Origin of the sequence: Brevundimonas sp. UBA7506, assembly GCF_002479495.1 — a bacterium.
In the GTDB taxonomy this organism is placed as follows: Bacteria; Pseudomonadota; Alphaproteobacteria; order Caulobacterales; family Caulobacteraceae; genus Brevundimonas.
Genome location: NZ_DLNQ01000015.1, coordinates 495594 through 520722 on the forward strand (window position 1 = coordinate 495594; position 25129 = coordinate 520722).

22 protein-coding genes, 1 tRNA gene and 1 riboswitch are annotated in these 25129 nt (G+C 68.0%); of the genes, 14 read left to right on the forward strand and 9 right to left on the reverse strand.

The genetic code is table 11. The annotated features are described in order from the left end of the window. The first annotated feature begins 35 nt into the window (after positions 1-35). On the forward strand, positions 36-1214 hold the full coding sequence (locus B3K53_RS15110; RefSeq protein ID WP_292085375.1) for a tyrosine-type recombinase/integrase: 1179 nt from the start codon (positions 36-38) through the stop codon (positions 1212-1214). Between the two features lie 647 nt (positions 1215-1861). Here the strand turns inward: B3K53_RS15110 and B3K53_RS15115 are convergent. Together B3K53_RS15115 and B3K53_RS15120 are read right to left on the reverse strand one after the other, a co-directional pair. Next, the gene (locus B3K53_RS15115) at positions 1862-2086 is read right to left on the reverse strand and encodes a hypothetical protein (protein ID WP_292085376.1); all 225 of its coding nucleotides are present in this window, start codon (positions 2084-2086) and stop codon (positions 1862-1864) included. Between the two features lie 83 nt (positions 2087-2169). Next, positions 2170-2754: a manganese efflux pump MntP family protein gene (locus B3K53_RS15120; RefSeq protein WP_292085377.1), complete on the reverse strand. Its 585-nt coding sequence runs from the start codon at positions 2752-2754 to the stop codon at positions 2170-2172. Between the two features lie 79 nt (positions 2755-2833). Beyond that, positions 2834-2932, reverse strand: a riboswitch (yybP-ykoY riboswitch). 114 nt (positions 2933-3046) lie between these two features. Between B3K53_RS15120 and rlmN the strand changes: the two genes are divergently transcribed. Next, entirely contained in the window at positions 3047-4222 is a 1176-nt protein-coding gene (rlmN, locus tag B3K53_RS15125) for a 23S rRNA (adenine(2503)-C(2))-methyltransferase RlmN (RefSeq protein ID WP_292085378.1), read from the forward strand. Between the two features lie 8 nt (positions 4223-4230). On the opposite strand, the gene B3K53_RS15130 is transcribed toward rlmN, so the two are convergent. Beyond that, a complete protein-coding gene (locus B3K53_RS15130; protein WP_292085380.1) occupies positions 4231-5145 on the reverse strand; it encodes an acyl-CoA desaturase in 915 nt (304 codons plus the stop codon). A gap of 90 nt (positions 5146-5235) precedes the next feature. Here B3K53_RS15130 and B3K53_RS15135 point away from each other — a divergent pair, with 90 nt between their 5' ends. The 3 genes from B3K53_RS15135 (at position 5236) to B3K53_RS15145 (ending at position 6966) form a co-directional block, all read left to right on the forward strand. After that, the gene (locus B3K53_RS15135; protein ID WP_292085382.1) at positions 5236-5556 is read left to right on the forward strand and encodes a metalloregulator ArsR/SmtB family transcription factor; all 321 of its coding nucleotides are present in this window, start codon (positions 5236-5238) and stop codon (positions 5554-5556) included. A gap of 125 nt (positions 5557-5681) precedes the next feature. Further along, positions 5682-6125 (forward strand): DUF350 domain-containing protein, encoded by a 444-nt coding sequence (locus B3K53_RS15140; protein WP_292085385.1) that lies wholly within the window; start codon positions 5682-5684, stop codon positions 6123-6125. 13 nt (positions 6126-6138) lie between these two features. Beyond that, positions 6139-6966: a S1 family peptidase gene (locus tag B3K53_RS15145; protein ID WP_292085387.1), complete on the forward strand. Its 828-nt coding sequence runs from the start codon at positions 6139-6141 to the stop codon at positions 6964-6966. 120 nt (positions 6967-7086) lie between these two features. Here the strand turns inward: B3K53_RS15145 and B3K53_RS15150 are convergent, their stop codons facing one another. Together B3K53_RS15150 and B3K53_RS15155 are read right to left on the reverse strand one after the other, a co-directional pair. Continuing rightward, complete coding sequence (locus B3K53_RS15150) at positions 7087-9945, reverse strand: M16 family metallopeptidase (RefSeq protein ID WP_292085388.1); 2859 nt, start codon at positions 9943-9945, stop codon at positions 7087-7089. 260 nt (positions 9946-10205) lie between these two features. Then, complete coding sequence (locus tag B3K53_RS15155) at positions 10206-11087, reverse strand: isoaspartyl peptidase/L-asparaginase family protein (RefSeq protein ID WP_409515777.1); 882 nt, start codon at positions 11085-11087, stop codon at positions 10206-10208. A gap of 133 nt (positions 11088-11220) precedes the next feature. Between B3K53_RS15155 and B3K53_RS15160 the strand changes: the two genes are divergently transcribed. Genes B3K53_RS15160 through B3K53_RS15170 form a run of 3 tightly spaced genes read left to right on the forward strand, consistent with a single transcriptional unit; the run spans position 11221 to position 13697 of the window. After that, complete coding sequence (locus B3K53_RS15160; protein ID WP_292085392.1) at positions 11221-11949, forward strand: 2OG-Fe(II) oxygenase; 729 nt, start codon at positions 11221-11223, stop codon at positions 11947-11949. Positions 11950-11955: 6 nt separating this feature from the next. Further along, positions 11956-12957 (forward strand): NADPH:quinone oxidoreductase family protein, encoded by a 1002-nt coding sequence (locus B3K53_RS15165; RefSeq protein WP_292085393.1) that lies wholly within the window; start codon positions 11956-11958, stop codon positions 12955-12957. After that, complete coding sequence (locus B3K53_RS15170; RefSeq protein ID WP_292085394.1) at positions 12954-13697, forward strand: 2OG-Fe(II) oxygenase; 744 nt, start codon at positions 12954-12956, stop codon at positions 13695-13697. The genes B3K53_RS15165 and B3K53_RS15170 overlap by 4 nt, the downstream gene beginning before the upstream one ends. Here the strand turns inward: B3K53_RS15170 and B3K53_RS15175 are convergent. After that, positions 13694-14101 (reverse strand): YkvA family protein, encoded by a 408-nt coding sequence (locus B3K53_RS15175; protein ID WP_292085395.1) that lies wholly within the window; start codon positions 14099-14101, stop codon positions 13694-13696. The two genes, B3K53_RS15170 and B3K53_RS15175, sit on opposite strands and share 4 nt — an antisense overlap. A 55-nt stretch (positions 14102-14156) precedes the next feature. Here B3K53_RS15175 and B3K53_RS15180 point away from each other — a divergent pair, with 55 nt between their 5' ends. The 6 genes from B3K53_RS15180 (at position 14157) to B3K53_RS15205 (ending at position 22427) form a co-directional block, all read left to right on the forward strand. Continuing rightward, on the forward strand, positions 14157-14939 hold the full coding sequence (locus B3K53_RS15180) for an SDR family oxidoreductase (RefSeq protein ID WP_292085397.1): 783 nt from the start codon (positions 14157-14159) through the stop codon (positions 14937-14939). Between the two features lie 274 nt (positions 14940-15213). Then, positions 15214-15288 (forward strand) — tRNA-Gly (locus tag B3K53_RS15185). Between the two features lie 250 nt (positions 15289-15538). Beyond that, the gene (locus B3K53_RS15190; protein WP_292085398.1) at positions 15539-18337 is read left to right on the forward strand and encodes a TonB-dependent receptor; all 2799 of its coding nucleotides are present in this window, start codon (positions 15539-15541) and stop codon (positions 18335-18337) included. Positions 18338-18542: 205 nt separating this feature from the next. Continuing rightward, the gene (lpdA, locus tag B3K53_RS15195) at positions 18543-19955 is read left to right on the forward strand and encodes a dihydrolipoyl dehydrogenase (RefSeq protein ID WP_292085399.1); all 1413 of its coding nucleotides are present in this window, start codon (positions 18543-18545) and stop codon (positions 19953-19955) included. Between the two features lie 221 nt (positions 19956-20176). Then, the gene (locus tag B3K53_RS15200) at positions 20177-21310 is read left to right on the forward strand and encodes a methyltransferase domain-containing protein (RefSeq protein ID WP_292085401.1); all 1134 of its coding nucleotides are present in this window, start codon (positions 20177-20179) and stop codon (positions 21308-21310) included. A 325-nt stretch (positions 21311-21635) separates the two neighbouring features. Beyond that, positions 21636-22427: an SDR family oxidoreductase gene (locus B3K53_RS15205; protein ID WP_292085402.1), complete on the forward strand. Its 792-nt coding sequence runs from the start codon at positions 21636-21638 to the stop codon at positions 22425-22427. On the opposite strand, the gene B3K53_RS15210 is transcribed toward B3K53_RS15205, so the two are convergent. From B3K53_RS15210 to B3K53_RS15220, 3 genes are all read right to left on the reverse strand, one after another. Continuing rightward, positions 22414-23433 carry an aspartyl protease family protein gene (locus tag B3K53_RS15210; protein ID WP_292085403.1) on the reverse strand — a complete coding sequence of 340 codons (1020 nt, stop codon included), beginning with the start codon at positions 23431-23433 and terminating at the stop codon, positions 22414-22416. The two genes, B3K53_RS15205 and B3K53_RS15210, sit on opposite strands and share 14 nt — an antisense overlap. Before the next feature lie 77 nt (positions 23434-23510). Continuing rightward, positions 23511-24446, reverse strand: a complete 936-nt coding sequence (locus tag B3K53_RS15215; RefSeq protein ID WP_292085404.1) for a tyrosine recombinase XerC — start codon at positions 24444-24446, stop codon at positions 23511-23513. Next, positions 24428-25129 carry a DUF484 family protein gene (locus tag B3K53_RS15220; RefSeq protein ID WP_292085406.1) on the reverse strand — a complete coding sequence of 234 codons (702 nt, stop codon included), beginning with the start codon at positions 25127-25129 and terminating at the stop codon, positions 24428-24430. Before B3K53_RS15220 ends, B3K53_RS15215 begins: the two co-directional genes overlap by 19 nt.

Below are 25129 nucleotides of genomic sequence, written 5' to 3' on the forward strand. Positions count from 1 at the left end.
CTTCGGGCCTATCTCATGAGGGAAACCGAACTGTCGTGTCGGTCTACAAACCAGCCAAGAGCCGTTTCTGGCAATACGATTTCCAGCACAAGGGCCGTAGGTTTCACGGCTCGACGGGCGTTGAAGGCAAGCGCGCAGCCGAGCAGGTAGAGCGCCGTATCCGCGAGCAGGCGGCGAAGGGCGAGCTTGACGACGCCTCTCGCATGACGCTCGACGTTGCTGTCGAAAAGTGGTGGGACGAGAAGGGCGCGGCGCTCAAGGGCGGCGACCGTCTGGAAGGGCGGTTGGCGCGCATGATCGCCCTGGTGGGGCCGAACACCCCTCTTGCGGAGATCACCACCGAGGCCGTGGGTCGCGCCATCCAGAAGCGCCGAGGGCAGACCCTGACCAAGTCGAAGGCCAAGGGCGCAAAGGTCTATCTGCCGTCCAACTCGACCGTGAACCGCGACATGATCGACACCCTTCGCCCGGTCCTGAACCGGGCGCGCAAAGCATGGGGCGCCAAGCTGCCAGTGATCGACTGGGCGGAACTGCGCATGGCCGAGCCCAAGCCCAAGCCCAAGGAGTTTGCCGGCGACGAACTGGCCCTCGTCCTCGCCGAGGTTCAGCCGCACTGGCACGATCTGGTGAACTTCGCGGCGCGCTACGGCTGCCGCTTGTCCGAGCTGTTCTTCCCATTGGCCGATCTGGACGTCGCCGACCACGAAAACGCCCGCGTCCGGCTGCGCGAACGTAAGGGCGGGGACGATCACATCATCCCGCTGCTGCCCGACGACGCCGCCATGCTCGCGGCCCGCAAGGGTAGGGCCCAGGCCGCCGACATCGACACCGTCTGGTTCCGTGAAGTGGCGTCCAAGGTGAAGGGTCGTCCTGCGAAGCTGCGTGCCCTCAAATACAATGGCGCCGCCATTGCCCTCCGGCGGGCCATGACCCGGTCAGGCCTTCGAGAAACGAAGGGCATGAAGGGCGCTCACGCCATGCGCCATCACAGCGGCATGCAGATGCTTCGCACCACCGGCAATCTACGTGTGGCCCAGCGCCTCCTGGGCCATGCCGACATCAAGTCCACCCTCGTCTATGCCCACGCCGTCGAGGCTGACGTTAAGGCGGGCCTTGCAGCACTCTCCCGGAATAGTCCCGAACCCAAGGAAGGGGAGGGCAAAAAAGACACGCAAGATCATGCCTCTACGGGCAAGGCGTCTGGCGTTTCATAACCCACAGGTCGGCGGTTCGATCCCGCCTCCAACCACCACTGGTTTCTCTGGTAAAATCAGTGAGGTGCGGTTTTTCGGGGGAACTGCAGCTTTAGACTCATACAGGCCGAGCGTTTCGTTCTGTACTCGAGGCTGCGGCCACCTGCCTGGCGCCGAAAGCAGGCTCGCGAAATGTCCGCTAAGGGTGGGAAGCGGACCTTGATCTCATACGGGCGAGGCCCTCAATCTGGCCTATGGCACAAGTTGAAACCTTCAGAATGATTGTGATGATTGCCGCAGGTTTGGCCTGTGGCGTGTTTGCGGTATCGTTTCTTGCGCTGATGATACGCGAGCGCCGAAGGCCATCTTACAGTTATATATTCGAGCTTCTGGGGGCCAAGCTATCGTTTTACCGTGGAGCCGATCGCGCTCTGGCACTCGCTTTTCGTTGGGGTCTTCTCGGAGGGTGGGCTTTGCTAGCCCTGAATGTCGCGTTGCTTGTCTTCCATCGCGCCGGGTAATGCGGCTGCAAGCAAGCGGCCAACGTCCGCAACGGGTCGAAACCAGACATTAGGTAATGCGCCGGAATACGCCTCAGACGGCGATCCTCACGGCATGGCCCGGTGTGGGTCCAAGCAGGTCGCTGCCTCCAACCACCACGGATATTCCTAGTTCCGCGGAATACGCGTGGGGCTGCCGATGATCTTGCAGACGTAGTCGGTTTGCGGGCGACCGGTCTGGGCTCCGGACGTGGTCAGAATGCCGCCGCCCGCCGTGCATTCGGCGCTCAGTCGGTCGTATTCCTGCTGATAGGTCGGGAAGGCCTTGTTGCTGGCGCAGGCTCCCAGAACAAGGGGAGCGGCGAGGACGATCGGGATGAAGACGGCGCGCATCGTGACTTCCTTGCGACTGGTGGTGTAACGAGAGGGCGACGCGCGACGTTCCGCCACCTGACGCCCGGATGCAAGGCCAGGCTTCAGATCGCCAGCACGCCCAGATGCTCCATCAGGATTTTGAGCCCCAGCGCGATCAGGGCGACCCCGCCGATCAGTTCGACGATCTTGCCCAGTTGCGCCCCCGCCGCCTTGCCGATCAGCAGGCCGAGCGTCGCCAGGGCGAAGGTGGTGGCGCCGATGCAGGCGGCGATCAGCCAGATGTTCTCGCCCAGCAGGGCCAGGCCCACGCCGACCGCGCCCGCGTCGATCGAGGTGCCGACGGCGGTGGCGACCAGGGCGATCAGGCCGCGCGACGCCGCCTTCTTCGCCTCGGCCTCCTCATCGGCGCCGTCGTCGGGCTTCAGCGCCTCCCAGATCATCTTGCCGCCGACTGCGCCCAGCAAGCCGAAGGCGATCCAGTGATCGACCGCCTCGACGAAGCCGGCGGCGGCGACGCCCAGGGCGAAACCGATCAGCGGGGTGATGGCCTCGATCACGCCGAAGACCAGGCCCGAGCGCAGGGCCTGGGGCAGGGTGGGGCGGTGCTGGGCGCCCCGGCCGATGGCGGCCGCGAAGGCGTCGGCGGACATGCTGAGCGACAGGATGGCGATGGCGACAGGGGTCATGGACGATGGACTCAGCCGGGCGCGTGACAGCACGTCCGGGCGCAGGCCGGCGCGGCCCCCGGATCGTGCTGGTCTCGCTAGGCGGAACGGATCCGCTGATCGCGCCATGCCCCCTGCGGAGGCAAGTGTGTTGACGCGATCCCGACTGGCAGACGCCGGAAGCTACTCCCCAACGCGGCCCCTCTAGCGTCTGGGGACGGCGGGTTCAACCCTGCCGGACTGGCTGGAGGCGACAAGAGGTCCCGTCTGTGCTAGACGCCGCCGCTTCACCCCCGCCGCAGGATATTCAGCCTTGAGCATCACGCTCGACCTTTCGCGTGCTTCGGCCGCAGCTAAAGCCCCCGTCAACCTGTCCGGTCTGACGCGCGAGGGCCTGCGCAATGCGTTGATCGAAGCGAACATTTGCCCGCCCGAGAAGGCCAAGATGCGCGCCTCGCAGGTCTGGCGCTGGATCCACCACTACGGCGTCACCGACTTCGCCCTGATGAGCGACATCGGCAAGGAAACCCGCGCGGCCCTGGCCGAGGCCTTCACCCTGGCCCGCCCTGAGATCGTCGAGCGTCAGATCTCCAAGGACGGCACCCGCAAATACCTGATCCGCACCGCCCCGGGCATCGAGGTCGAGGCCGTCTATATTCCTGACGTGGGCCGGGCCGGCGCCCTGTGCGTCTCGTCCCAGGTCGGCTGCACCCTGAACTGCACCTTCTGCCACACCGGCACGCAAAAGTTGGTCCGCAACCTGACGACCGCCGAGATCGTGGCCCAGGTCCAGGTGGCCCGCGACGATCTGGAGGAATGGCCGTCGCCCAAGGAAGACCGCCGCCTGTCCAACATCGTCTTCATGGGCATGGGCGAGCCGCTCTACAATCTGGACAGCGTCTCCGACGCCATCGACATCATCTCGGACAACGAGGGCATCGCCCTGTCGCGCCGCCGCATCACCGTCTCGACCTCGGGCGTGGTGCCGCAGCTTCAGGCCCTGGGCGACCGCACGGCGGCCATGCTGGCCATCAGCCTGCACGCCACCAACGACGCCCTGCGCGACGTCCTGGTGCCGCTGAACAAGAAGTATCCGCTGGACCAGCTGATGGCCGCGATCCGCGCCTATCCGGGTCTGGCCAACACCCGCCGGGTGACGTTCGAATACGTCATGCTGAAGGGCGTCAACGACAGCCCCGACGAGGCCCGCGCCCTGGTCAAGCTGATCGAGGGCATCCCCTCCAAGGTCAATCTGATCCCGTTCAACCCCTGGCCCGGCACCGACTACGAATGCTCGGACTGGAAGACCATCGAACGCTTCGCCGCCATCCTGAACAAGGCCGGCTACGCCTCGCCCATCCGCACCCCGCGCGGCCGCGACATCCTCGCCGCCTGCGGCCAGCTGAAGTCCGAGAGCGAGAAGCAGCGGGCCAGCGCCCGGATCAAGGCCGAACGCGAGGCGGGCTCGGACGACGTCGCGGCGGCATAAGGCGGAGTTTATCTTGGGCTAGCCTGCATTAGGGCCGTCGCCCTTTTGCTCATGCTCGCCGGCGTCCGTACGTTCCAGGCTAGGCCCACCCGCTCCAGAAGCTGGATGAAGCGGAAGCCCCAGTCGCTCTGACCGGGGTAGAGGCCGATGCGGGCGGACCCGGGAAAGGCGTGGTGGTTGTTGTGCCAGGCCTCGCCCATGGTGGGGATGGCGGCCCAGGGCACGTCGTGAGCCTGGACCCCCGCCTCGCGCACCAGCCAGGTCTGCGGCCCGCGTCGGTGGGCCAGGTGGCCGACGAACCAATGGCCGATGACGCTGATCGAAACGCGGGCGCAGACGCCCCAGACCACAAACCCCCAGCCGCCCATCAGCCACAGCGCCGCCGCGACCGGCGCCTGCTGCAGCATCCAGGTGCGCTCCAGAAACCGATAGAAGGGGTCGCGCCCGATGCGGCCCAGATCGAAGGTCGGCGGATGATCCAGCACCAGCCGGCCATGCATCTGCCAGACGGCGTCGACCGCCATCGGCCGCCGATGCGCCAGGTAGTCGTGGCAATCGCTCTGGCGTTGCGCCCAGTCGCGCAGATCGTGGGTGCGGATCATCCAGAAGGGTCCGCTCATGCCCACGACCGTCCCGAACCAGACCAGCGTCCGTTCCAGCCACAGCGGACAGTCGAAGCTGGCGTGGATCAGTCGCCGGTGAAACCCGACCGAATGGCCCAGCAGCAGGGTCGCGCCCGTGGTGACGACCAAGACGGCCAGGGCGCCGAGGCTGAAGGTCGCCGCGCCAAGGCTCAGCGTCGTCGCCAGCATGGCGCTGTTCCACAGCGAGTGGACGGGGTCCCAGACGACGCGGCCGCTTACGGGGCTGCTGTGCGGCATTTCGATCAGGCTGTTCACCGCGCAGGGATCGTGCTCGTCCATCGGGTCGCTCCGATAAGGTATTTAAGCAATAACTTAAACATCGAAGCGTCGGGCTGGCAAGCCCTTAGCAAATCACTTAAATAGCGACCCATGCAGCGCGTCTTTGAAGCCCTTTCCAGTCCTGTCCGGCGCAAGATCCTGGCCTATCTGGCCCACGCCGATCTGACGGCGGGTGAGATCGCGGCCAAGTTCGACATCTCCAAGCCGGCGGTATCGCAACACCTGTCGGTGCTGGAGGTCGCCGGTCTGGTGACCAGCGAGAAGAAGGGCCAGTACGTCCATTACAGTCTGGCGCCCGATCATCTCGCCAATACCCTGAACGGCTATGTTCAGGAGGTGTGCCCGGTGTCCAAGCCGTTGAAGCGGGAAAGCGCCGAGATCGCCAAGGGGCGACGGTCCGATGCTTCCTGACTGCGGCGTAACGCTGTTTTCCTGATCGGGTGTGGCCCCGGCGCCCTTGCGGAAGGGGCGGCGGATCGGGCAAGGCTTGTTTTGCTTTCGTTCCGTTTCAGCTGGAGGTTGCGGGCTCGCACATCATGGACGCGTCGTCTTTGCCCAGCGTGCTGTCGAGTCCCGAGGTTCAGGCCTTCGCCACCGGTTTTCCGATTCTGGTGCTGCATCTGGTCGTGACCTTCGGCCTGCTGGCGATCGGGGCGACGGTCTATGCCCTGCTGACGCCGTGGCGCGAGGTGGCGCTGATCCGTCAGGGCAATCCGGCCGCCGCCGTGGCCTTTTCCGGGGTGCTGGTCGGGCTGGCCATTCCGCTGGCCGTCTCCCTGTCGATCTCGACCTCGATCCGCGACATCGCCATCTGGGGCGTAGCGACGGTGGTGCTGCAACTGCTGGCCTTCCGCGTGGTCGACCTGCTGCTGACCGGCCTGCCGCAGCGCATCGAGAAGGGCGAGGTCGCCGCCGCCGTGGTGCTGGCGGGCGCCAAGCTGGCCACGGCCCTGATCCTGGCCGCCGCCCTGACGGGTTGAGGGCGGCGCCGTGATGGGCTTTCCCCGTCTTCCCGACTGGACCATCTATGCGGCGGTGGTCGGCGCCTTGCTGATCGTGTCGCTGGGCCGACGTGAAAAGGCCGACGCCCCGCACCTGCCCGGGGACGATGAGGCCCATGGGCCCCTGCTGGGGCCGGTGACGCCGTTTGATCCCGCCGTCACCGTTTTCGCCCCCGAGGAGTCCGAACAGCCGACCTCCGGCACCGCCTTCTCCATCGCCGGCGACGGGCGGTGGGTTACGGCGCGCCATGTGGTCGAGGGCTGCCGGCGCCCGGCCCTGGTGATCGGCGGCGGGCGCGCCCTGGCCGCCGATGTGCGGCTGGCCGAACGCGCCGACGTGGCCCTGCTGCTGACCGAGGGCGGCCCGCCCGCCCTGCCGGTCGCCGCCCAGACGCCGTTGCGCAAGGGGCAGCGGGCTTTCCATCCGGGCTTCCCGCAGGGCAATCCCGGCGAGGTGGCCTCGCGCCTGCTGGGCCGCGAGACGCTTAAGGTCCGGGGGCGGGGTGAGCGCGACGAGCCGGTCCTGGCCTGGGCCGAGGCCGGGCGCACCAAGGGCCTGAAGGGAACGCTGTCCGGCCTGTCGGGGGCGCCGGTGCTGGACGGTCGGGGACGGGTTCTGGGCGTGACCATCGCCGAGGCGCCGCGTCGCGGCCTGATCTACACCACGGCGCCCGACACCTTCGTTCCCGCCATTCGCGGCGAGCAGCGGGCCGATGAAAAGGCCCTGGGCGAAGAGGTCAACACCGACAACTACGGCAAGGTCGCCGACCGTCTGAGGCGCGATCTGCGCGTGGCCCAGGTGGTCTGCCTGACGGCTTGATCTATGCGTCATCCCGGAAGCGGCGGAGCCGCTATCCGGGACCACAGGAAGCGCGGTGTCTTGGGCGGTCCCGGCTCTGCGCTCCGCTTGCGCGGAGCTTGGCCGGGATGACGCCTGCTTCTACTTCAGCGTCGCGCTGTTCAGATTCAGGTCGGTCAGGGGGATGACCTCGACGTTCGAGTACTTGGCCCGCAGGGCGTCGATGAACTTGGATGCGTCCCCGACGATGACCAGGCTGGCGCGGTCGGTGGGCAGGTGTTCGGCGAAGGCGGCCTCGACCTGTTGCGGGGTGACCGAACGGACGCGCCCGGCGTAGTCGGCCAGGTCGCTCATCGGCAGGTCATAGAGGGCCAGGTTGGCGACCAGACCGCCCAGACCGTCCACCGTCTCCAGCGATCGTCCGAAGCCGCCGATCAGCGCGGCGCGGCGCGGGGCCAGTTCGGCCTCGGTGGCCGGGGCGCTCCCCAGCTTGCCGACCTCGGCCAGAATCAGGTCGGCCACCTCGGTCGCCGTCTCGTTCTTGGTCTGGGTCGAGGCGGTGAAGACGCCGACGTCCTGCTGGGCGCCGACCGAGGAGCGGGCGCCGTAGGACAGGCCGCGCTTGATGCGGATTTCCTGATTGAGGCGCGAGGAGAAGCCGCCGCCCAGCAGGGTGTTGCCGAGCGTCAGGGGGAAGTAGTCGGCGTCGGCGCGCTTGATGCCGCGGATGGCGGCGGTGACCGCTGCCTGACCCGCGCCGGGCTGGTCGATGACGACGATGCGCGGCGCCAGGGTCTGGCCGGCCTTGGCGACCGGAGCAGGGGCGGCGGTCGCCGGATCACGCCAGTCGCCGAAGGCGGCCTGAGCCAGTTCACGGGCCTCGGCCGGCGTCACGGCGCCGGAGAAGACGATGGTGGCCTGCGACGGGCGATAGCGGGCGGCGTGGAAGGCGGCCACGTCCTCGCGGGTGATGGCCGGCACGCTGGTCAGGGTGCCGCCGCCGGGCGCGCCGTACGGGGCGTCGCCGTAGACGACGCGGCCGACCGACTGGGCGGCGATGGAGCCGGGCTGGCTGAGGGCCACGCGCAGGCCGTCCAGGGTCTGCGACTGCTGACGTTCCAGCTCCTCGGCGGCGAAGGCCGGGTTGCGCACCAGATCGGCCATCAGGCTCAGGGAGCGGCCGAACACGTCCTTGGGCGCATTGGCGTAGACATTGGTGAAGTCCGCGCCAGAGCTCGCGCCGATATTGGCGCCCAACTGTTCGATGGCGGTGGCGATCTCGGGCGCCGACTTCGAGGTCGTGCCCTGGGTCAGCAGGCTGGCGGTCATGGAGGCGACGCCCGGCTTGCCCGCCGGGTCGTTGGCTGAACCGGCGTTGAAGTTCAGGCGGGCCGAAACCAGGGGCAGACCCTCGGTCGGGGCGACCAGAACCCGCATCCCATTGGCCAGGCGGAAGTCGGTCACGGCGGGGGTGGCGGGGGCGACTTCCGCGCCCGGCTGGGGCAGGCGGGCGCGCTCGGCTTCCGGCAGCAGGACGGCGACCGGACCGGCGGGGGCCAGTTCGGCCACGGTGACGGGGGCGTCGACGTTCATCTTCTGCACGCTGGCCGGATGGGCATCGTCGGCGGGCAGGTAGTTGATGGTGATCTGGCGCTGCGGCGTCAGGTAGCGGCGGGCCACGCGCTGCACGTCGGCGGCGGTGACGGCCTGGATCTCGGCGATCTCGCGGTCGGCGGCGGTGGCGTCCCCGGTCATGATCAGGGCCATGCCGAGGGTGGTGGCGCGGTCGTCGATGCTTTCGCGGCCGCGCAGGGCGTTGGCGACCAGCTCGTTCTTGGCTTCGCTCAGTTCGGCGGCGGTGATCGGGGCGTCGCGCAGGCGGGCGATCTCGGCCTCGAGGGCCGTCTTGCCGGCCTCGACCGTCTGGCCGTCGGCCATGATGGCGTAGGCGGTCAGATTGCCGGCCTGCTGGGCGAAGTCGGGGTTGGAGCCGATCGAGGCGGCGATCTGCTTTTCGTAGACCAGAGAGCGATAGAGACGGCTTGACTCGCCAGTGGACAGCACCCCGTCCAGCACGGTCAGGGCGGCGCGGTCGGCGTCGCGATAGGCGACCGTGTTCCAGGCCAGCACGACGGCGGGCAGGGGCACGTTGGGGGCGTAGTAGGTGGCGGTGCGCGGGCCGGTCGGCTCGGGCTCTTTCACATCATTGACGGGCATGGGCGTCGTCGGACGCTTCAGCGGGGCGAAGTATTCGTTCACCCAGCCGTCCAGCTGGGCCTCATCGAAGTTCCCCGCCACGATCAGCATGGCGTTGTCGGGCCGGTAGTAGGTGGCGTGGAAACGCAGGACGTCGTCCAGCGTCGAGGCGTTCAGCTCCTCGATCGAACCGATGCCCGGGCGGCGGTAAGGGTGGTCCTGATAGATGGTCTCGGGCGTGAACAGGCCGAACAGGCGACCATAGGGGCTGGCCAGAATGCGCTGGCGGTATTCCTCCTTCACCACGTCGCGTTCGGAGACGAAGGTGGCTTCATCGACCACCAGCGAGCCCATGCGGTCCGCCTCGGCGAAGAGGATGCGCTGCAGGTGGTTGGCAGGGACCACCTCGTAATAGGCAGTGACGTCGTCGGCGGTGAAGGCGTTGTTCATGCCGCCGACGTCCTCGGTCAGACGGTCGAAGGTCTCCGACGGCATGTTCTTCGTCGCCTTGAACAGCAGGTGTTCGAACAGGTGGGCGAAGCCCGAGCGGCCGGCCGGATCGTCCTTGGACCCGACGCGGTACCAGACCTGCACCGTGACGTTCGAGGTCGAGGCGTCGCGCGCCGTATAGACCTCCATTCCGTTGGCCAGGACGCGCTTGGTAAAGCCGAGCGGCGGCACGGCCACCCCGCCCTGGGCGGCGGCGGTTGCGGTTGCGGGCGCCGCGCTTTCGGCGAAAGCAGTGACGGGCAGGCCCAGAAGCAGGGCCGAGGCGCAGGCGGTCAGGATCAGGCGGGTCTTCATGGGCGTCAGGTTCCGGTCGCCCCTCAAGCAGCGCCGGGGGCAGGTTGACCGGACCCTATCAGCGTCAAATCCCGCCGCGCACCTTACGGCTCTGTAATGAAGCGCGGCGGGCCCTAAATCCACCGCTCATCCCCGCGGAGGCGGGGACCCAGTAAGAGCCTCACACGCCGAGCGTGGGTGAAGTTGCGATCAATTAGGCGCGGCAGCATGTGATCCCAAAGCACTGGGTCCCCGCCTCCGCGGGGATGAGCGGAGAAGAATTACTGGTCGAAGACCTGAACCCCGATCTCGCCGTCGGTCGTCAGCCAGGCGCGTTTCATACCCTGGCTGTTGTAGGGCTGGGCGATATTGCCCTCGCAGTCCAGGGCGATCAGGCCGCCGTCGCCGCCCAGACCGCCGATGCGGTCGATGGTCGCCTGCGACGCCTCGGCCAGCGTCTGGCCGGCGGCCACGCCGAAGGCGGTGCGGGCGGCGGCGGCGACGCGGATGAAATACTCGCCCTGACCGGTGCAGGAGACGGCGGCGTGGTCGTCGGCCCAGGTGCCGGCGGCGGGTATGGGGGTGTCGCCGACGCGGCCCGGCATCTTGCCGAAGACGCCCGCCGTCGAGGTGGCGGCGGCCAGGCGGCCCTGGCTGTCGAGCACGCAGCAGCCGACGGTGCCGTGGCTGAGGCCGCCGGGCGGATGATTGTCCTCGCCCTTGCCGGCGCGGGTGAACCAGGCCTCTTCGTCGCCGATCGGCTCCAGTCCCTGATCATGGGCGAACAGGGCGGCGCCTTCGCCGGCCAGCATGACGTGGGGGGTGCGGTCCATGACGGCGCGGGCGGCGACGACCGGGTTGCGGAAACCCTGCAGGGCGGCCACGGCGCCGGCCTTGCCCGAAGCGCCGTCCATCAGGCTGGCGTCCAGTTCATAGGCCCCCGCCAGATTGGGCGAGGCGCCGCGGCCGGCGACATAGAGGCCCGAATCCTCGAGCATGACCACGGCCTCGACGGCCACGTCGACGGCGGAGGCGCCGGCGTCCAGCCGCGCCTTCATCGCCTCGACCACCTGGCGCATATGGGCGACCTCGGCGTCGTAGTTGCGCTCGCGCCGGGCCCCGGCGCCGCCGTGGAGGATGAGGGCGGTTTTGGCAGTCATGATCTTTACCTCGGCGAAGCGAGCCTGTTAGCGTTATCGACAGGGGAGGCGCAACCATGACCGACGCTCGTATCGGCACGCACCGGTGAACAGTCTTGCAACAGGCGCGGTCTGGCGACCGCGTATTGATCCAGCCTTGCGTGCGAATCAACTCGGGCCTGCGTTTCGTCGCTTTGGCCGGATACACGTGCCGGGCTTTCTGAGCCCCGAGGACGCCGTGAGGCTTCATCAGGCTCTTGCGACCGAAAAGCTGTGGCTGCGGAGCACCATGAGCGGCCGACAGAATGTCGACATTCCCGTCGAGGCCATCAATGGCATGCGCCCAGAGCAGCAGGCGGGGCTTATGGCTGCGTCCCATGACGAAGCGGCTGCGGTTCTCGGCCAGCCAGGCAGCCTGCACTACATGTTCGACACGGTTCGGATCGATACGGCGATCGTCCGTGGCGATTGGGTCAATCCCCTCTATAACGCTTTCTACCGCTTCCTGAACGGACCTGAGTTCCTCGGTTTCATCCGCGATCTGACGGGGACGAGCGAGGCGCGGTACGTCGATGCGCGAGCCACCAGGTTTTTGCCCGGGCATTACCTGACAGAGCATGACGACTATCAGCCGGGCCGGGCGAGGCTGTTCGCCTATGTTTTGAATCTCACGCCGCACTGGCGTTCTGACTGGGGCGGTCTGCTTAACTTCATTGATGAAGACGGCCATCTGGCGGAGGCCTACGCCCCGCGCATGAACGCCCTCAATCTGTTCAGCGTACCGCAAAACCACTCGGTCAGCTTTGTGACCCCCTTTGCGACAGCGCCACGCTACTCGATCACGGGCTGGATCCGTGCCGACGAGCCCTCCCCCAGCAAGGATTAAGAGAATATGCGCGCAGTCCTGTCCAGGGCCGTCGGCGGCCCTGATAGCCTTGTCGTCGAGGAGATCATGGACCCCACGCCCAAGCCGGGCGAGGTGGTGATCGAGGTCAAGGCGGTGGGGATCAACTACCCCGACACCCTGATCATCGAGGACAGGTACCAGTTCAAGCCCGAGCGCCCCTTCTCGCCGGGCGGCGAGGTGGCGGGCGTGGTCGATGCGGTGGGCGAGGGCGTCAAGGGCGTGTTCAAGGGCGACCGGGTCATCGCCGTGCCGGGCTGGGGCGGTCTGGTCGAGCGTCTGGCGGTCCCGGCCTCCAGCCTGATCCCCATGCCCGAGGGCATGAGCTTCGAGGAAGCCGCCGCCCTGACCATGACCTATGGCACCAGCTATTACGCGCTGAAGGACCGAGCCAACCTGCAGCCGGGCGAGACCCTGCTGGTGCTGGGCGCGGCCGGGGGCGTGGGCGCCGCCGCCGTCGAACTGGGCAAGGCCATGGGGGCGCGCGTGGTCGCCGCCGCCTCGACCAATGACAAGGTGGAGTTCGCCCTGGAACTGGGGGCTGACAATGGCCTGATCTATCCGTCCGGGCCCATGGACAAGGCGGCGCAGAAGTCGCTGTCAGGCGAGTTGAAGCTGGCCACCGGCCGCGACGGCGCAGACGTGGTCTATGACGCGGTCGGCGGCGACTACGCCGAGCCGGCCCTGCGGGCCATGGACTGGAACGGCCGCTATCTGGTGGTCGGCTTCCCGGCGGGCATTCCGTCCCTGCCGCTGAACCTGACCCTGTTGAAGTCGGTCTCGGTGATCGGGGTCTTCTGGGGCGCGGCGGTGGCGCGCGATCCCAAGGCCCACGCCGCCAACATGGCCGAGCTGATGCAGTTGTGGAAGGACGGCAAGATCAAGCCGCGCGTCAGCCGCACCTATCCGCTGCAGGACGCTCACGACGCCATCAAGGTCCTGGGCGACCGGACGGCCATGGGCAAGATTGTCGTGACGACCGACGAATGAGCAGGCTTCTCGATCCGGCTTTGAAGCTGGCGGTAGGCGAGGCGGACGTCGCCGCTGCCGCCGAGCGTCTGGTCCGCACCGGCCGCACCCGCGTGCCCGGCCTGTTCGGCGACGGGGCCGAGGCCCTGCACGCGGCGGTGCTTGCGCCCGAGCAGCCCTGGGTTCGCACTTTCCTCAACCCGCTGGGGGCCGACATCCCGGTGGCGACCCTGGACGCCTCCTCGCCCGAGGATCAGGCCCATGTGACGCAGCAGGCCTATGCTGGCGCGACCGAGGGGCTGCAGTTCCTGTTCGACCGGCTGCGGCTGGGCCCGGCGCGCGAGGCGGGCATGGCGACGCCCCAGATCCTGTTCGACCTGCTGGACCTGTTCAACACCGAGGCCTTTCTGGACTTCGCGCGCCGCCTGACCGGCGACGACCGCATCGCCTTTTCCGACGGACAGGTGACCCGCTATCTGCCGGGGCATTTCCTCAACCGCCACAGCGACGCCAATCCGAAGACCGAGCGGCTCTACGCCTATGTCCTGAACCTGTCGCCGGGCTGGCGGGCGGAGTGGGGCGGCCTGCTGCAGTTCCTCGACGAGGGCGGCGACATCACCGAGACCTTCGTCCCCAGCTTCGGCGCCCTGAACGTCTTCGCCGTGCCGCAGATGCACGCGGTCTCGACCGTCGCGCCGTTCGCAGGCGGGCCGCGTTACTCCGTCACCGGCTGGTGGCGGGCCAAGCCGCTGGAGCGCTAGCTCTCAGCCTCTTCGCGGACGCGCTTCAGCGCGGCCTCGGCCTGGTCGTGGTGCTTGCGCTTCACGTGGGCGCCGAGGGTCGCCAGGACGGCGGCGATCACCGCCGCGTCGTCCGTGAAGCCGATCCCGGCGAAGACGTCTGGAATGGCGTCCACCGGCATGACGAAATAGGCCAGGGCGCCCAGCATCACGCCCTTGGCCGCCATCGGGGTCTGCGGGTCCTGGGTGGCGTACCAGGCGGCCAGGGCCTGCCCTGCGAAGGGGATGCGTGAGGCGGTGCTGCGAAGCTTGGGCCAGAAGCCCTTCCGGACACGCATTTCATTGACCCTCTGCACCGTGGGGACCAAGGCCTTTTCAGGGTTGATCGCCTCGGTGGGGGAGGCGGGTTTGGCTTTGGCGGTCATGGCCGCTAAATCCTCGCGCAGACACTCGGTTCACCAGAATATAGGGACGATCTTCATGAAACTCGACGGTTCGATTGCGGCGGTGGTGACGGGCGGGGCTTCGGGCCTGGGCGAAGGCACGGCGCGGGCCCTGGCGGCCAAGGGCGTCAAGGTCGCCCTGTTCGACCTCAACGAGGAGCGCGGCGAAGAGATCGCCAAGGAGATCGGCGGCGTCTTCTGCAAGGTGGACGTGACCTCGGACGAGAGCGTCGCCGCCGGCTTCGTCAAGGCCCGCGCCGCCCACGGCCAGGAACGCCTGACCGTCAACTGCGCCGGCATCGCCACGGGCCAGAAGACCGTGTCGCGCAACCGCGAGACGCAAGAGCCGCGCGCCCACGACATGGCCCAGTTCGAGCGCACCGTCTCGATCAACCTGTTCGGCACCTTCCGTGTCCTGTCGCAGTCGGCGGCGGGCATGGTGACGCTGGAGCCGATGGAAGACGGCGAGCGCGGCCTGATCGTCAACACCGCCTCGGTCGCGGCCCAGGACGGCCAGATCGGCCAGGCCGCCTATTCGGCGTCCAAGGGCGGCGTCTACGCCATGACCCTGCCGGTGGCGCGCGACCTGATGAACGACGGCGTGCGGGTCAACACCATCCTGCCCGGCATCATGTGGACGCCGATGATGGCCGGCATGGACCAGAAGGTGCAGGACGCCCTGGCCGCCATGATCCCCTTCCCCAAGCGTCTGGGCACGCCGGCCGACTACGCCGCCCTGGCCCTGCACCTGGCCGAGAACACCTACATCAACGGCGAATGCATCCGTCTGGATGGGGCCATCCGGCTGGCTCCGCGCTGATCTGAGCGCGGCTGAGGCCGCTATGGCTCGCCGCGCGGCGGCTCGCTGCTTGAGCGGGTTGGTGCGGAGCGATCATCCGTAGCGGTCATTTTGAACGGCCCCCGCATTCTCCCTTTCAGGGATGATGCGGGGGCCGTTTGCGTTTGAAATTTCAGGGCTATTCGAAAAAATGTAGCCGAAAGGCGGAAAATGAAAAAAGGGGGTTGCGCGTTCTGAGAAGGGTCGGCTAAAAGCCCCTCCTCGACGGGGCGCAGCACACTGTTCCCTACGGAGTGCGGGCGTAGCTCAGGGGTAGAGCACAACCTTGCCAAGGTTGGGGTCGGGCGTTCGAATCGCCTCGCCCGCTCCATGTCGAGACTGGAACACGGGGTCCGATCGCAAGATCGGGCCCCGTTTCGCGTTCAGGCGCCGTCGTTCCCGTGACGATCTGATTTCTCCGAAATGACAGTCCCTCCGTTTCTGGAGGATTTGTCGCGTCTCTGTGGTCCGTTCGCAGATTCCTTTTCGTGAAACCGTCGCGGCCACGTCGCCGCACGTCGTTAGCCAGCCCACCCCATGGACCGGAGCGTGACGCGCCCCGGCGAACGGGGATGACTAAAATGAAACTTCGCCTTCTGCTGAGCGCCGCTATTCTGCCGCTCACCTTCGCTGTGGCCGCCCAGGCCGCCGATATCGCGCCCAGCGCCGCGATCGAGCCGGCGGGCGACGGCCTGTTCGGCCGCGTGGTCTCCGCTGACGGCTCGCCCCTGCCGGGCGCCGAGATCATCGTTCGCGGCTCGGGCCGCCGCGCCGTCTCCAACACCCAGGGCGAGTTCAGCCTGCCGGGCCTGACCGGCGATGTGGTGCTGGACGTGCGCTACATCGGCCTGCCGCACGCCAGCCAGTCGGTGGTGCTGACCCCGGGCCGCGCGGCGCAGGTCACGGTGACCCTGGGCGGCGACGACGTGACCACGGTGGCCGACGTGGTGGTGACGGGCGTCATCACCGACGGCGTGGCTCGTTCGCTGAACCAGCAGAAGAACGCCGACGGCACGATCAACGTCCTGTCGTCCGACGCCATCGGCCGTTACCCCGACCCCAATGTGGCCGAGTCGCTTCAGCGCGTCCCCGGCATCGCCATCCAGCGCGACCAGGGCGAGGGCCGCTACATCAACGTGCGCGGCGCGCCTTCCGCCTTCACCGCCGTGTCGGTGGACGGCGTGACCGTGCCGGCCGTCGATCCCGGCACCCGCGCGGTCGACCTGGACACCCTGCCCAGCGACATCGTCTCCAACATCGAGGTCTCCAAGACCTTGCTGCCCAGCCAGGACGCTGACTCCATCGCCGGCGCCGTCAACATCAAGACCCGCTCGCCCTTCGACACGCGCCGTCTGGCCTTCAGCGGCTACGCCGGCGGCAGCTACAACGACTACGGCGGCGACGATGTTCGCGCCGGGGCTACGGTCTCCAACGTCTTCGGTCCGAACCAGACCTTCGGCGCCCTGCTGTCGCTCAGCTACTCCGAGACCAACCGCCGTCCCGAGAACATCGAGAACGCCTGGGTCGAGGAAGACGGCGTCTTCGTGCTCGAGGAGACCCTGTTCAAGCAGTATGAGACCCAGCGCACCCGTCAGGCCCTGACCGGCGCGCTGGAATGGCGTCCGACCGACCAGACCCGCCTGTATGTTCGCGGGTCCTACGCCGATTTCGAGGACGACGAATACCGCAACACCCTGATCCTGGGTTATGCCGACGGCGCCCTGCAGCCGGGCGCGACCAACACGACCGCGACCTATACCGGGGCCCGCATCTATCGCGGCCTGCGTCACCGCACCCAGAACAACGAGATCACCACCCTGGTCCTGGGCGGCGAGCACAGCTTTGACAACGGCATGGTCTGGGACGCCGACCTGTCCTGGGCCAACAGCGAGCAGACCTATCCGCACCGCGATGAACTGGTCTATCGCTCCAGCGCGACCACGCTGAGCTACGACACGCGCAACCACTACGCCCCGAGCTACTTCTATGCGCCGGGCAATCCGATCTTCGGCGACACGGCGAGCGGCTTCTTCGCCACGCCCGGCAACTTCTCGTTCCGTGAGAACACCTTCCGCTCCAACACGACCCAGCAGGAAGACGTCGCCTTCCGCACCAACCTGGAAATCCCCAGCCAGTTCGCCGGTCGCGAGGTCGCCTGGAAGTTCGGCCTGAAGTACGCCTCCCGCGAGGTCGACGCCGATGAAGAGCGTCAGCGCGACCGCGCCGCCTCGGCCAATCCGGGCACGCTCGCCTCTCTGTGGGGCGACGCCCAGGGCCGCAACTTCGGCTATCGCCTGGGAACCCAGTACGACAAGGGTCTGGTTGACGCCTATCTGGCCGCCGCCAAGGCCGCCTCGCCGCGCCGGATGCCTGACTCGCTGACGGCGGACTACACGGCCCAGGAAGACATCCTGGCCGGCTATGGTCAGGCCCGCTTCGATGTCGGCGCGACCAACATCACCGTCGGCCTGCGCGTCGAGCAGACGAACTTCGACGGCTCGGCCCCGACCGTGATCGACGGCGCGCTTTCTACCGCCGCCGTCAGCCGCGACGACACCGAGTTCTTCCCCAACCTGACCGTTCGTCACGCCTTCAACGACAACCTGATCGGTCGTGTGGCCCTGACGCGCTCGATCTCGCGTCCGGAGTTCAGCCAGATTGTTCCGCGCCGCGTCGAGGAGACGGACGGCCTGGACATCTCCTACGAGATCGGCAACCCGGACCTTCAGCCGACCCTGTCGAACAACTTCGACGCCGGTCTGGAGTACTACTTCGCCTCGCTGGGCGTGGTCTCGGCCAATGTCTTCTACAAGGACCTCAGCGACTATCGCTACATCCTGAACTACACCGAGGACCTGGCGAACGGCGGCGAGGCTGACTTCGAGACCCCGATTAATGCGCCCGAGGGCCACCTGATGGGTCTGGAACTGAACTGGCAGCAGAAGTTCGGCTTCCTGCCGGGCTGGATGTCGGGCTTCGGCGTCTTCGCCAACTTCACGGTCACGGACGCCGAGATCAAGACGGCCCAGAACTACGGCGGTCGCGACACCTTCGCCCTGCCGGGCCAGTCGGACACCAACTACAACGCGGCCCTCTTCTATGAGATGGGCGGCTTCTCGGCCCGCCTGTCCTACACCAAGCGCAGCGACTATCTGGAAGAGATCAACGCCGACACCGCCGACCTCGACCTCTATGTCGAAGGCCGCGAGCAGCTGGACTTCACCGCCAGCTACGACTTCGGCAACGGCGTCGAGGTCTTCGGCGAGGCGAAGAACCTGACCGACTCGGCCGGGATCAAATACTACGGCTCGCGCGAGCGGACCTATGAGTACGAGAAGTTCGGCTACAACGCCTTCGTCGGCGTGCGCTTCAAGTACTGATCGCTTCGGTCAACGAACCACGGAGGGCCGGGCGGCGACGCCCGGCCCTTTGCCGTTCGGAACGGGGCGTTGCAGCTTTGGCTTTCGTCGGCATGGCCCCGCGTGCAATCCGGTCCTATATGGAGCCTGGCGGTTGACCCCGCCGGGGTCGGCGCTAGTGTCCGCGCCGTTTCCTTCCCAGCGCCAGACCGATCAGAGGATATCCATGGCCGACGCCGCTCCCCAGACCTACGACGTAGTGATCATCGGCGGCGGGCCGGGCGGCTACAACGCCGCCATTCGCGCCGGTCAGTTGGGTCTGAAGGTCGCCATCATCGAAATGCGCGCTACGCTCGGCGGCACCTGCCTGAACGTCGGCTGCATGCCGTCCAAGGCCCTGCTGCACGCCTCGGAGCTGTACGAGGCCGCCAACACTGAATTCGCCGGCATCGGCATCGAGGTGAAGCCCAAGCTGAACCTGGCCCAGATGCACAAGGCCAAGGACGACAGCGTCGAAGCCCTGACCAAGGGCATCGAGTTCCTGATGAAGAAGAACAAGGTCGTCTGGCTCAGGGGCCGCGGCCGCATCGCCGGACCGGGCAAGGTCGAGGTCGAGGCCGCTGATGGCTCGAAGACCACCTATGAGACCAGGAACATCGTCATCGCCACCGGCTCCGAGCCGACCCCGCTGCCGGGCGTCGCCTTCGAGGACGGCAAGGTCATCGACTCGACCGGCGCCCTCTTCCTGCCCAAGGTGCCCAAGCACCTGATCGTCATCGGCGCGGGCGTCATCGGTCTGGAGCTGGGTTCGGTCTGGCGTCGTCTGGGCGCCCAGGTCACGGTGGTCGAGTTCCTCGACAAGGTCGGCGCCGGCATGGACGCCGAGGTCGCCACGGCCTTCCAGCGCGGCCTGACCAAGCAGGGCATGACCTTCCGCATGGGCACCAAGGTGACCGGCGCGACCTCGACCAAGGACGGCGTCGAGCTGACGATCGAGCCTTCGGCCGGCGGCGCCGCCGAGACCCTGAAGGGCGACGTGGTTCTGGTGGCCATCGGCCGCCGTCCCTACACCGCCGGTCTGGGCCTGGAGACGGTCGGCATCGAGACCGACAAGCGCGGCGTCATCTCGAACGACCACTTCAAGACCACGGCGCCCGGCGTCTGGGTCATCGGCGACGTCACCTATGGCCCGATGCTGGCGCACAAGGCCGAGGAAGACGCCGTGGCGGTGATCGAACTGATCGCGGGCAAGCCGGGTCACGTCGACTACGACCTGGTCCCCAGCGTCATCTACACCGGCCCGGAAGTCGCCTGGGTCGGCAAGAACGAAGAGCAGCTGAAGGCCGCGGGCGTCGCCTTCAAGAAGGGCAAGTTCCCCTTCGCCGCCAATAGCCGCGCCAAGATCAACCATGAGACCGAGGGCTTCGTGAAGGTCCTGGCCGACGCGACGACCGACAAGGTCCTGGGCGTGCACATCTATGGCCCGCAAGCCGGCGAGCTGATCGGCGAGGCCTGCATGACCATGGCCTTCGGCGGCTCGTCGGAAGACATTGCCCGCACCTGCCACTCCCACCCGACCCGCTCGGAAGCCGTCCGCCAGGCGGCCATGGCCGTCGAAGGCTGGGCCATGCAGGCTTAAAATCAGGCCTCAGCCCGACTGCATCACGGCGCGCTCCGCAAGGGGCGCGCCGTTTTCGTTGGGGGGCTCTCGATGATGAGACGAAACGTCGCAGGCGCCGGGTCGCAACGACGCGGCCGGGCCTGCGCTTACGTCCTGATCGCATAGGTTGCCTCAAGGCCTTGCGTTCCCATCATCCGGTTTCATCCCGCCCTGACGGCGGCGCGCATAGGAGCAGGCTCATGGGCCGGTCGGCGGCCGTCGCCCCAGCCGATGAGGCGTGGACATCGACGCTGCCGGGGCGGCGTCGGGCGGCTGTTGATGCGCCGCCGGCTCTGGCGAGCCTGTGGCGCTGTCCGCGGTGTCGTGGCGAACTGGCTCGTGTCGCCGAGCGACTGGACTGCGACGCCTGCGGCCATCGCTATGGTCAGGTCGACGGGATCCCCGATCTGAGGGTTCCCGGCCCCAGCTGGATCGACGTCGAGGAGGATCTGAGGACGGCGCGTGAGATCGCGGCGCTGGACCTGGACGTGGAGGATCTGGTTCGCGCGGTCTACGCGCGGCGGTCCGCCTGGAGCGAGGATCTGGTGCGAATGAGGACGCGGCAGGTTCTGGACGCGCCGCAACGGCTCCAGAAGGACGTCTCGGGATGGCTGGCCGAAGCGGTGTCTCAAGATGCGTGGCTCGATCTGGGTTGCGGTCCCGGCATGTTGCTGGCCGCCGCCGCCGGCCTGAAGGGGCCGGGGGCCGGCGTGGGCGTGGACGTGTCGATGACCTGGCTGGTGGTGGCCAAGCGGTTGATCCAGGCCCATGGCGGGACGCCGATTCTGGCCGCCGGGCTGGCCGAGGCCCTGCCTTTTTCAGACGGCGCCCTGTCGGGTGTGGTCTCCCTCGACGTGATCGAGCACGTTGAAGGGCCTGATGCCTTCCTGAGCGAGATCGACCGCGTCGTGCGCCCCGGCGGACGACTGGCGCTCAGCACCCCCAACCGTTTCAGCCTGTCGCCGGAGCCCCACGTCATGGTGTGGGGGGTGGGCCTTCTGCCGCGCCGTCACCAGGCCCGCTATGTCGCCTGGCGCAGCGGCAAGACCTATGTCTCGACCTGTCTGATGAGCAGCGCCGAACTGGGCCGAAAGCTCAGGCGATGTACGCGTTTCGCCGCCCGCATCCTCATCCCGCCTGTGCCTGACGAGGAGGTGGCGCGCTTTTCTCCGCTCAAGGCCCGGCTGGCCCGGCTCTACAACAGCATCGCCGCCGCGCCTGCCCTGCGGGCCGTCTTCCTGACCATAGGGCCCTTTTTCCAGATAGTCGGGGTCAAGGTCCATGAGCCGGGGTCTCCGCGGGGCGTTCGAGGGGCGCGGCCTTGGGTCGCATAGCGGCGCTAGGCCGTTCGCAGATCAATACGCGCTCCTTGGAAGGAGACACCGAATGAAAGCCATGACCCTCAAGGTCGTGATCGGCATTGGCGCGGCGGCGTTGATGGCTGGATTGGCGCTCATGATCTGGGCCGGCTTCGCCATGTCGGTTCATGGCGGCTAAGCAGAAAGACCGTCGCCGGGACCAAGGCTGCCAAGGCTAAAGGCGTAAACCGGCGCCGGCTCTGGACCGGCTGACCGCAAAATCCTCTCTTCCCCGCTCGTAATCGGCGGCGGTCGCGCCCATGTCCGGGGGCGACCTCGTCAACGGCATCGGATCATCGGCATGGACCTGCAACTCACCGGCAAGCGCGCTCTCGTGTGCGGCGGCTCCAGCGGCCTGGGACGGGCCGTGGCGACGGCCCTTGTGGCCGAGGGGGCGCATGTGGCCCTGCTGTCGCGCGATGCGGTCAAGCTTCAGGCCGTGGCCGATGAGCTGAACGCCATGGGGCCGGGCAAGGCGGTGATCGCCCCCGCCGATCTGGCCGACCATGAGGGCTTGCTGAGGGCGGTGGAGGAGGCCGAGGCCGCCCTGGGCGGACCGATCCAGATTCTGCTAAACAACACCGGGGGCCCGCCGCCCTCGGGCGTGGCGGGTCTCGAACCGGCGCTGTGGCGCGAGCAGTTCGAGGCCATGGTGCTGTCGGTCTTCCGCCTGACGGACCGGGTGCTGCCGGGGATGCGGGCCATGGGCTGGGGGCGGATCCTGAACGTCGCCTCCACCTCCGTGATAGAGCCTATCGGGACGCTCGGCGTGTCCAACACCCTGCGCGCCTCGGTCGCGGCCTGGGCCAAGACGCTGGCGGGCGAGGTCGCGATCAACGGGGTGGCGGTCAATACCCTGCTGCCGGGCCGGATCGACACCCCGCGCATCGAGCGTCTGGACGCCGCCCGCGCCGCCGCCACCGGGGTCGAACCCGCCGAGGCGCGCGCGGAATCGGTGAAGTCGATCCCGGCGGGCCGCATTGGCGCGACCGAGGAGTTCGGCGCCGTGGCCGCCTTCCTGGCCAGTCCTCTGGCGGGATATGTCACCGGGTCCCTGATCCGCATCGACGGCGGCGCCGTCAGGGCGATCTGAGCGGCGGCGGTTTGATCAGTTCGCCCAGGCTGATGCGCGACTGGCCGTAGTCGAGGGTGATGCGGCTGAACCGGGTCAGAATGTCGGCCCCCAGCAGAAGCGCAGGCTGGTCGGCCAGGCCCAGCACGCGAAAGGCATGGAGGTCGCCGAACAGCAGGGGCGTGGCGCCCAGCTCGCGGCGCGCCAACCGCAGGTTCGACACCGCGCCGCTATCGACCATCAGCGACTGGCCAATGACGCCATAGACGCGGATGGATTGCCGCGCGGCGGGGCCGATCCGGGCGTCGATGGCCCGCATCAGGGCCAGATTGCCGATCGAGTACTGAGCCCCGCTGTCCACGAACGCCACGGTCGGGACACCCTCGACCTGGACATTGGTCAGGAACAACTGGCCGAAGCGCCCGCTGCGCGCTGGGGTGATGTTGGAGGGCATTCGGCTGGCCACGCCGTTGAAGAAGAACCCGCGTTCGTCCACGTCGGGACCCGACGGCGTCATCATGGCGCGACGTCGGCGCACCTCCAGCGTCAGGCGAAAGCGTGACAGGACGTCAAGACCCAGCAGCCCGTCGGCCCCCAGCACCGCGAAGGGGAAGACCGGAGGCGTCAGGTTGGTGAAACGCCGGCCCGAAAAATCCAGCCTGGGCAGACGTACGGTCCGCACCACCTCCGCCGCCGTGATGCCGTGGACCAGTACAGGCGGCCCGGGCGCCAGGTTCAACTCGTCCGCCAAGCGGTCTGAAATCGCCGTCCGCTCTGCGCCGGTGTCGATGACGAACACGGGGTCGCGCAAACTGCCGACATCGACCCTGGCTCCCAGACGTGTCAGCAGGTTTTCCAGCAGGCGTGCGGCTTCCTGGGCCTCAGGCGGAGGAGGTTCAGGCGGGAGTGAAGCGGGCGGTGGCCGGGTTTGAGCGCCGGCGTTGACCGGCAGCCACAGCGCCGCGGCGCCGCCCGCCGACAGGGCGAGGGCGGTGCGACGGGACGGAACGGGATCTGGTCGGCGCACAGGCCTGTCTCCACACCGTAATCGATCCCCGTTCGGACAATAGGCGCCGTTCGTCGTCGTTGGATAGCCTTACTGCGTCAGCCCTTGGGATGGGCCTCGGCGTAGGCGCCCAGCAGGCGGGCGGCGTCGACCTGGGTGTATTTCTGGGTGGTGGACAGACTGGCGTGACCCAGCAGCTCCTGGATGGAGCGCAGGTCCGCCCCGGCCCCCAGCAGATGGGTGGCGAAGCTGTGGCGCAGGGCGTGAGGCGTGGCCGAGGCGGGCAGGCCGAGGCGGCCGCGCAGGCGCTGGACCGTGGCCTGGACGTGGCGCGGGCTTAAGGGGCCGCCGCGTCTGGCGCGGAACAGGGGCTGATCAGCCTCAAGGACGAAGGGCTGCTGGGCCAGATAGGCGTCCACCGCCTCGCGCACCTGGGGCAGGACCGGGGCCAGCCGCATCTTGCCGCCCTTGCCGGTGATCCTCAGGGCCTCGGGCAGGGGGGCATCGGACCGCTTCAGCGACAGGGCCTCGGAAATCCGCAGCCCGCAGCCGTAGAGCAGGGTCAGGACGGCGCGGTCGCGCGCGGCCTCCCACGGCGCCATGTCGAGATCGGCCTCGGGTTCGTGCAGCAGGCCGCGCGCCTGATCCTCGGTGACGGGCCGGGGCAGGGAGGGCTTGACGCGCGGACCGCGCACCAGAGCCAGTTGGGGGGCGGCCACGCCGCAGCGCCGGTCGAGGAAGGCATGGAAGCCGCGAATGGCGGCCAGGGTCTGGCTGAGCGAGCGGGCGTTCAGGGGGCGGTCGCCGCTTCGCCGCTCGGCCAGATGGGCGCGGACCTCGGCGGCGGTGACGGCGCCCAGGTCGGCCAACATCTGCGGGCCGCCGCGATGGCGTTCGAGGAAGGCGACGTAGAGGCGGCCAATGTGGCCGTAGGCCTCGAGCGTGCGCGGCGACAGGCGACGCTCGTGCGCCAGATGCTCGAGCCAAGCGAGGAGGGCCTCTGACGCGGAGGTGTTTAGCCCTGCGTCGGCCATCGCTCGGCCATGCGTTCGACCACGCGGGTGATGAAGGCCACCAGTTCGCAGCCCATGGCCGGGGTGAAGCCGTCGTCCTCAAACGAGCCAAAGGCGCACAGGGCCGGGCGGGCGCCGTCCGAACCGGGCAGGTGAAGGCTCATGCGGACCAGGGCGACCGACTTCACCTCTCCCTCGGCGGGGCCGAACAGGTCGAGGCCGGTGAAGTTGGGGCCGAGCCATTCCAGACCGTCGTCGCCGAGCAGGGCGTCGACGCGGCCCGGCTCCAGCGCCTTCCAGCCGAAGGGGACGGCGCCGGGTTTTTCCATGGCGATGGCGCCGCCGGCCAGACCGAAGCGGGCCTGTGAGGTGGCGTCCAGCTGACGCGACAGCTCGGCGTGGCTGGTCGCCTCCATCAGATCCAGGGCGGAGACATGGGTCTGGGTCTGGGCGGCGAAGTTGGCGCGGGCGATCTCTTCGATCTGCTTCCTCGCCCCGGCCTCGCGCTGGACCACGGCCTCCAGCCGGGTCAGGGCCGCGCGGCCGAAGTCGACCACGTTGCGGCCGGTGGCGCGCAGGCCCAGTTCTTCCAGAAGGGTGCGGTCGTCCAGCAGACGATCCGGGTGGGCGTTCAGCCAGGCCCGCACCTCGGGCCAATGAAGGCCCTCGACGGCATCGGATGAGAGGTCCTGGGAAGTGCTCAA

Bases quoted from the DNA above. Each gene is read 5' to 3' on its own strand.
- B3K53_RS15150 (WP_292085388.1), bottom strand. From the start codon at position 9,945: ATGAAGACCCGCCTGATCCTGACCGCCTGCGCCTCGGCCCTGCTTCTG.
- B3K53_RS15120 (WP_292085377.1), bottom strand. From the start codon at position 2,754: ATGACCCCTGTCGCCATCGCCATCCTGTCGCTCAGCATGTCCGCCGAC.
- B3K53_RS15115 (WP_292085376.1), bottom strand. From the start codon at position 2,086: ATGCGCGCCGTCTTCATCCCGATCGTCCTCGCCGCTCCCCTTGTTCTG.
- B3K53_RS15140 (WP_292085385.1), top strand. From the start codon at position 5,682: ATGGACGCGTCGTCTTTGCCCAGCGTGCTGTCGAGTCCCGAGGTTCAG.
- B3K53_RS15215 (WP_292085404.1), bottom strand. From the start codon at position 24,446: ATGGCCGACGCAGGGCTAAACACCTCCGCGTCAGAGGCCCTCCTCGCT.
- B3K53_RS15165 (WP_292085393.1), top strand. From the start codon at position 11,956: ATGCGCGCAGTCCTGTCCAGGGCCGTCGGCGGCCCTGATAGCCTTGTC.
- B3K53_RS15145 (WP_292085387.1), top strand. From the start codon at position 6,139: ATGGGCTTTCCCCGTCTTCCCGACTGGACCATCTATGCGGCGGTGGTC.
- B3K53_RS15190 (WP_292085398.1), top strand. From the start codon at position 15,539: ATGAAACTTCGCCTTCTGCTGAGCGCCGCTATTCTGCCGCTCACCTTC.
- B3K53_RS15170 (WP_292085394.1), top strand. From the start codon at position 12,954: ATGAGCAGGCTTCTCGATCCGGCTTTGAAGCTGGCGGTAGGCGAGGCG.
- B3K53_RS15130 (WP_292085380.1), bottom strand. From the start codon at position 5,145: ATGGACGAGCACGATCCCTGCGCGGTGAACAGCCTGATCGAAATGCCG.
- B3K53_RS15200 (WP_292085401.1), top strand. From the start codon at position 20,177: ATGGGCCGGTCGGCGGCCGTCGCCCCAGCCGATGAGGCGTGGACATCG.
- B3K53_RS15175 (WP_292085395.1), bottom strand. From the start codon at position 14,101: ATGACCGCCAAAGCCAAACCCGCCTCCCCCACCGAGGCGATCAACCCT.
- B3K53_RS15180 (WP_292085397.1), top strand. From the start codon at position 14,157: ATGAAACTCGACGGTTCGATTGCGGCGGTGGTGACGGGCGGGGCTTCG.
- B3K53_RS15205 (WP_292085402.1), top strand. From the start codon at position 21,636: ATGGACCTGCAACTCACCGGCAAGCGCGCTCTCGTGTGCGGCGGCTCC.
- lpdA (WP_292085399.1), top strand. From the start codon at position 18,543: ATGGCCGACGCCGCTCCCCAGACCTACGACGTAGTGATCATCGGCGGC.
- B3K53_RS15135 (WP_292085382.1), top strand. From the start codon at position 5,236: ATGCAGCGCGTCTTTGAAGCCCTTTCCAGTCCTGTCCGGCGCAAGATC.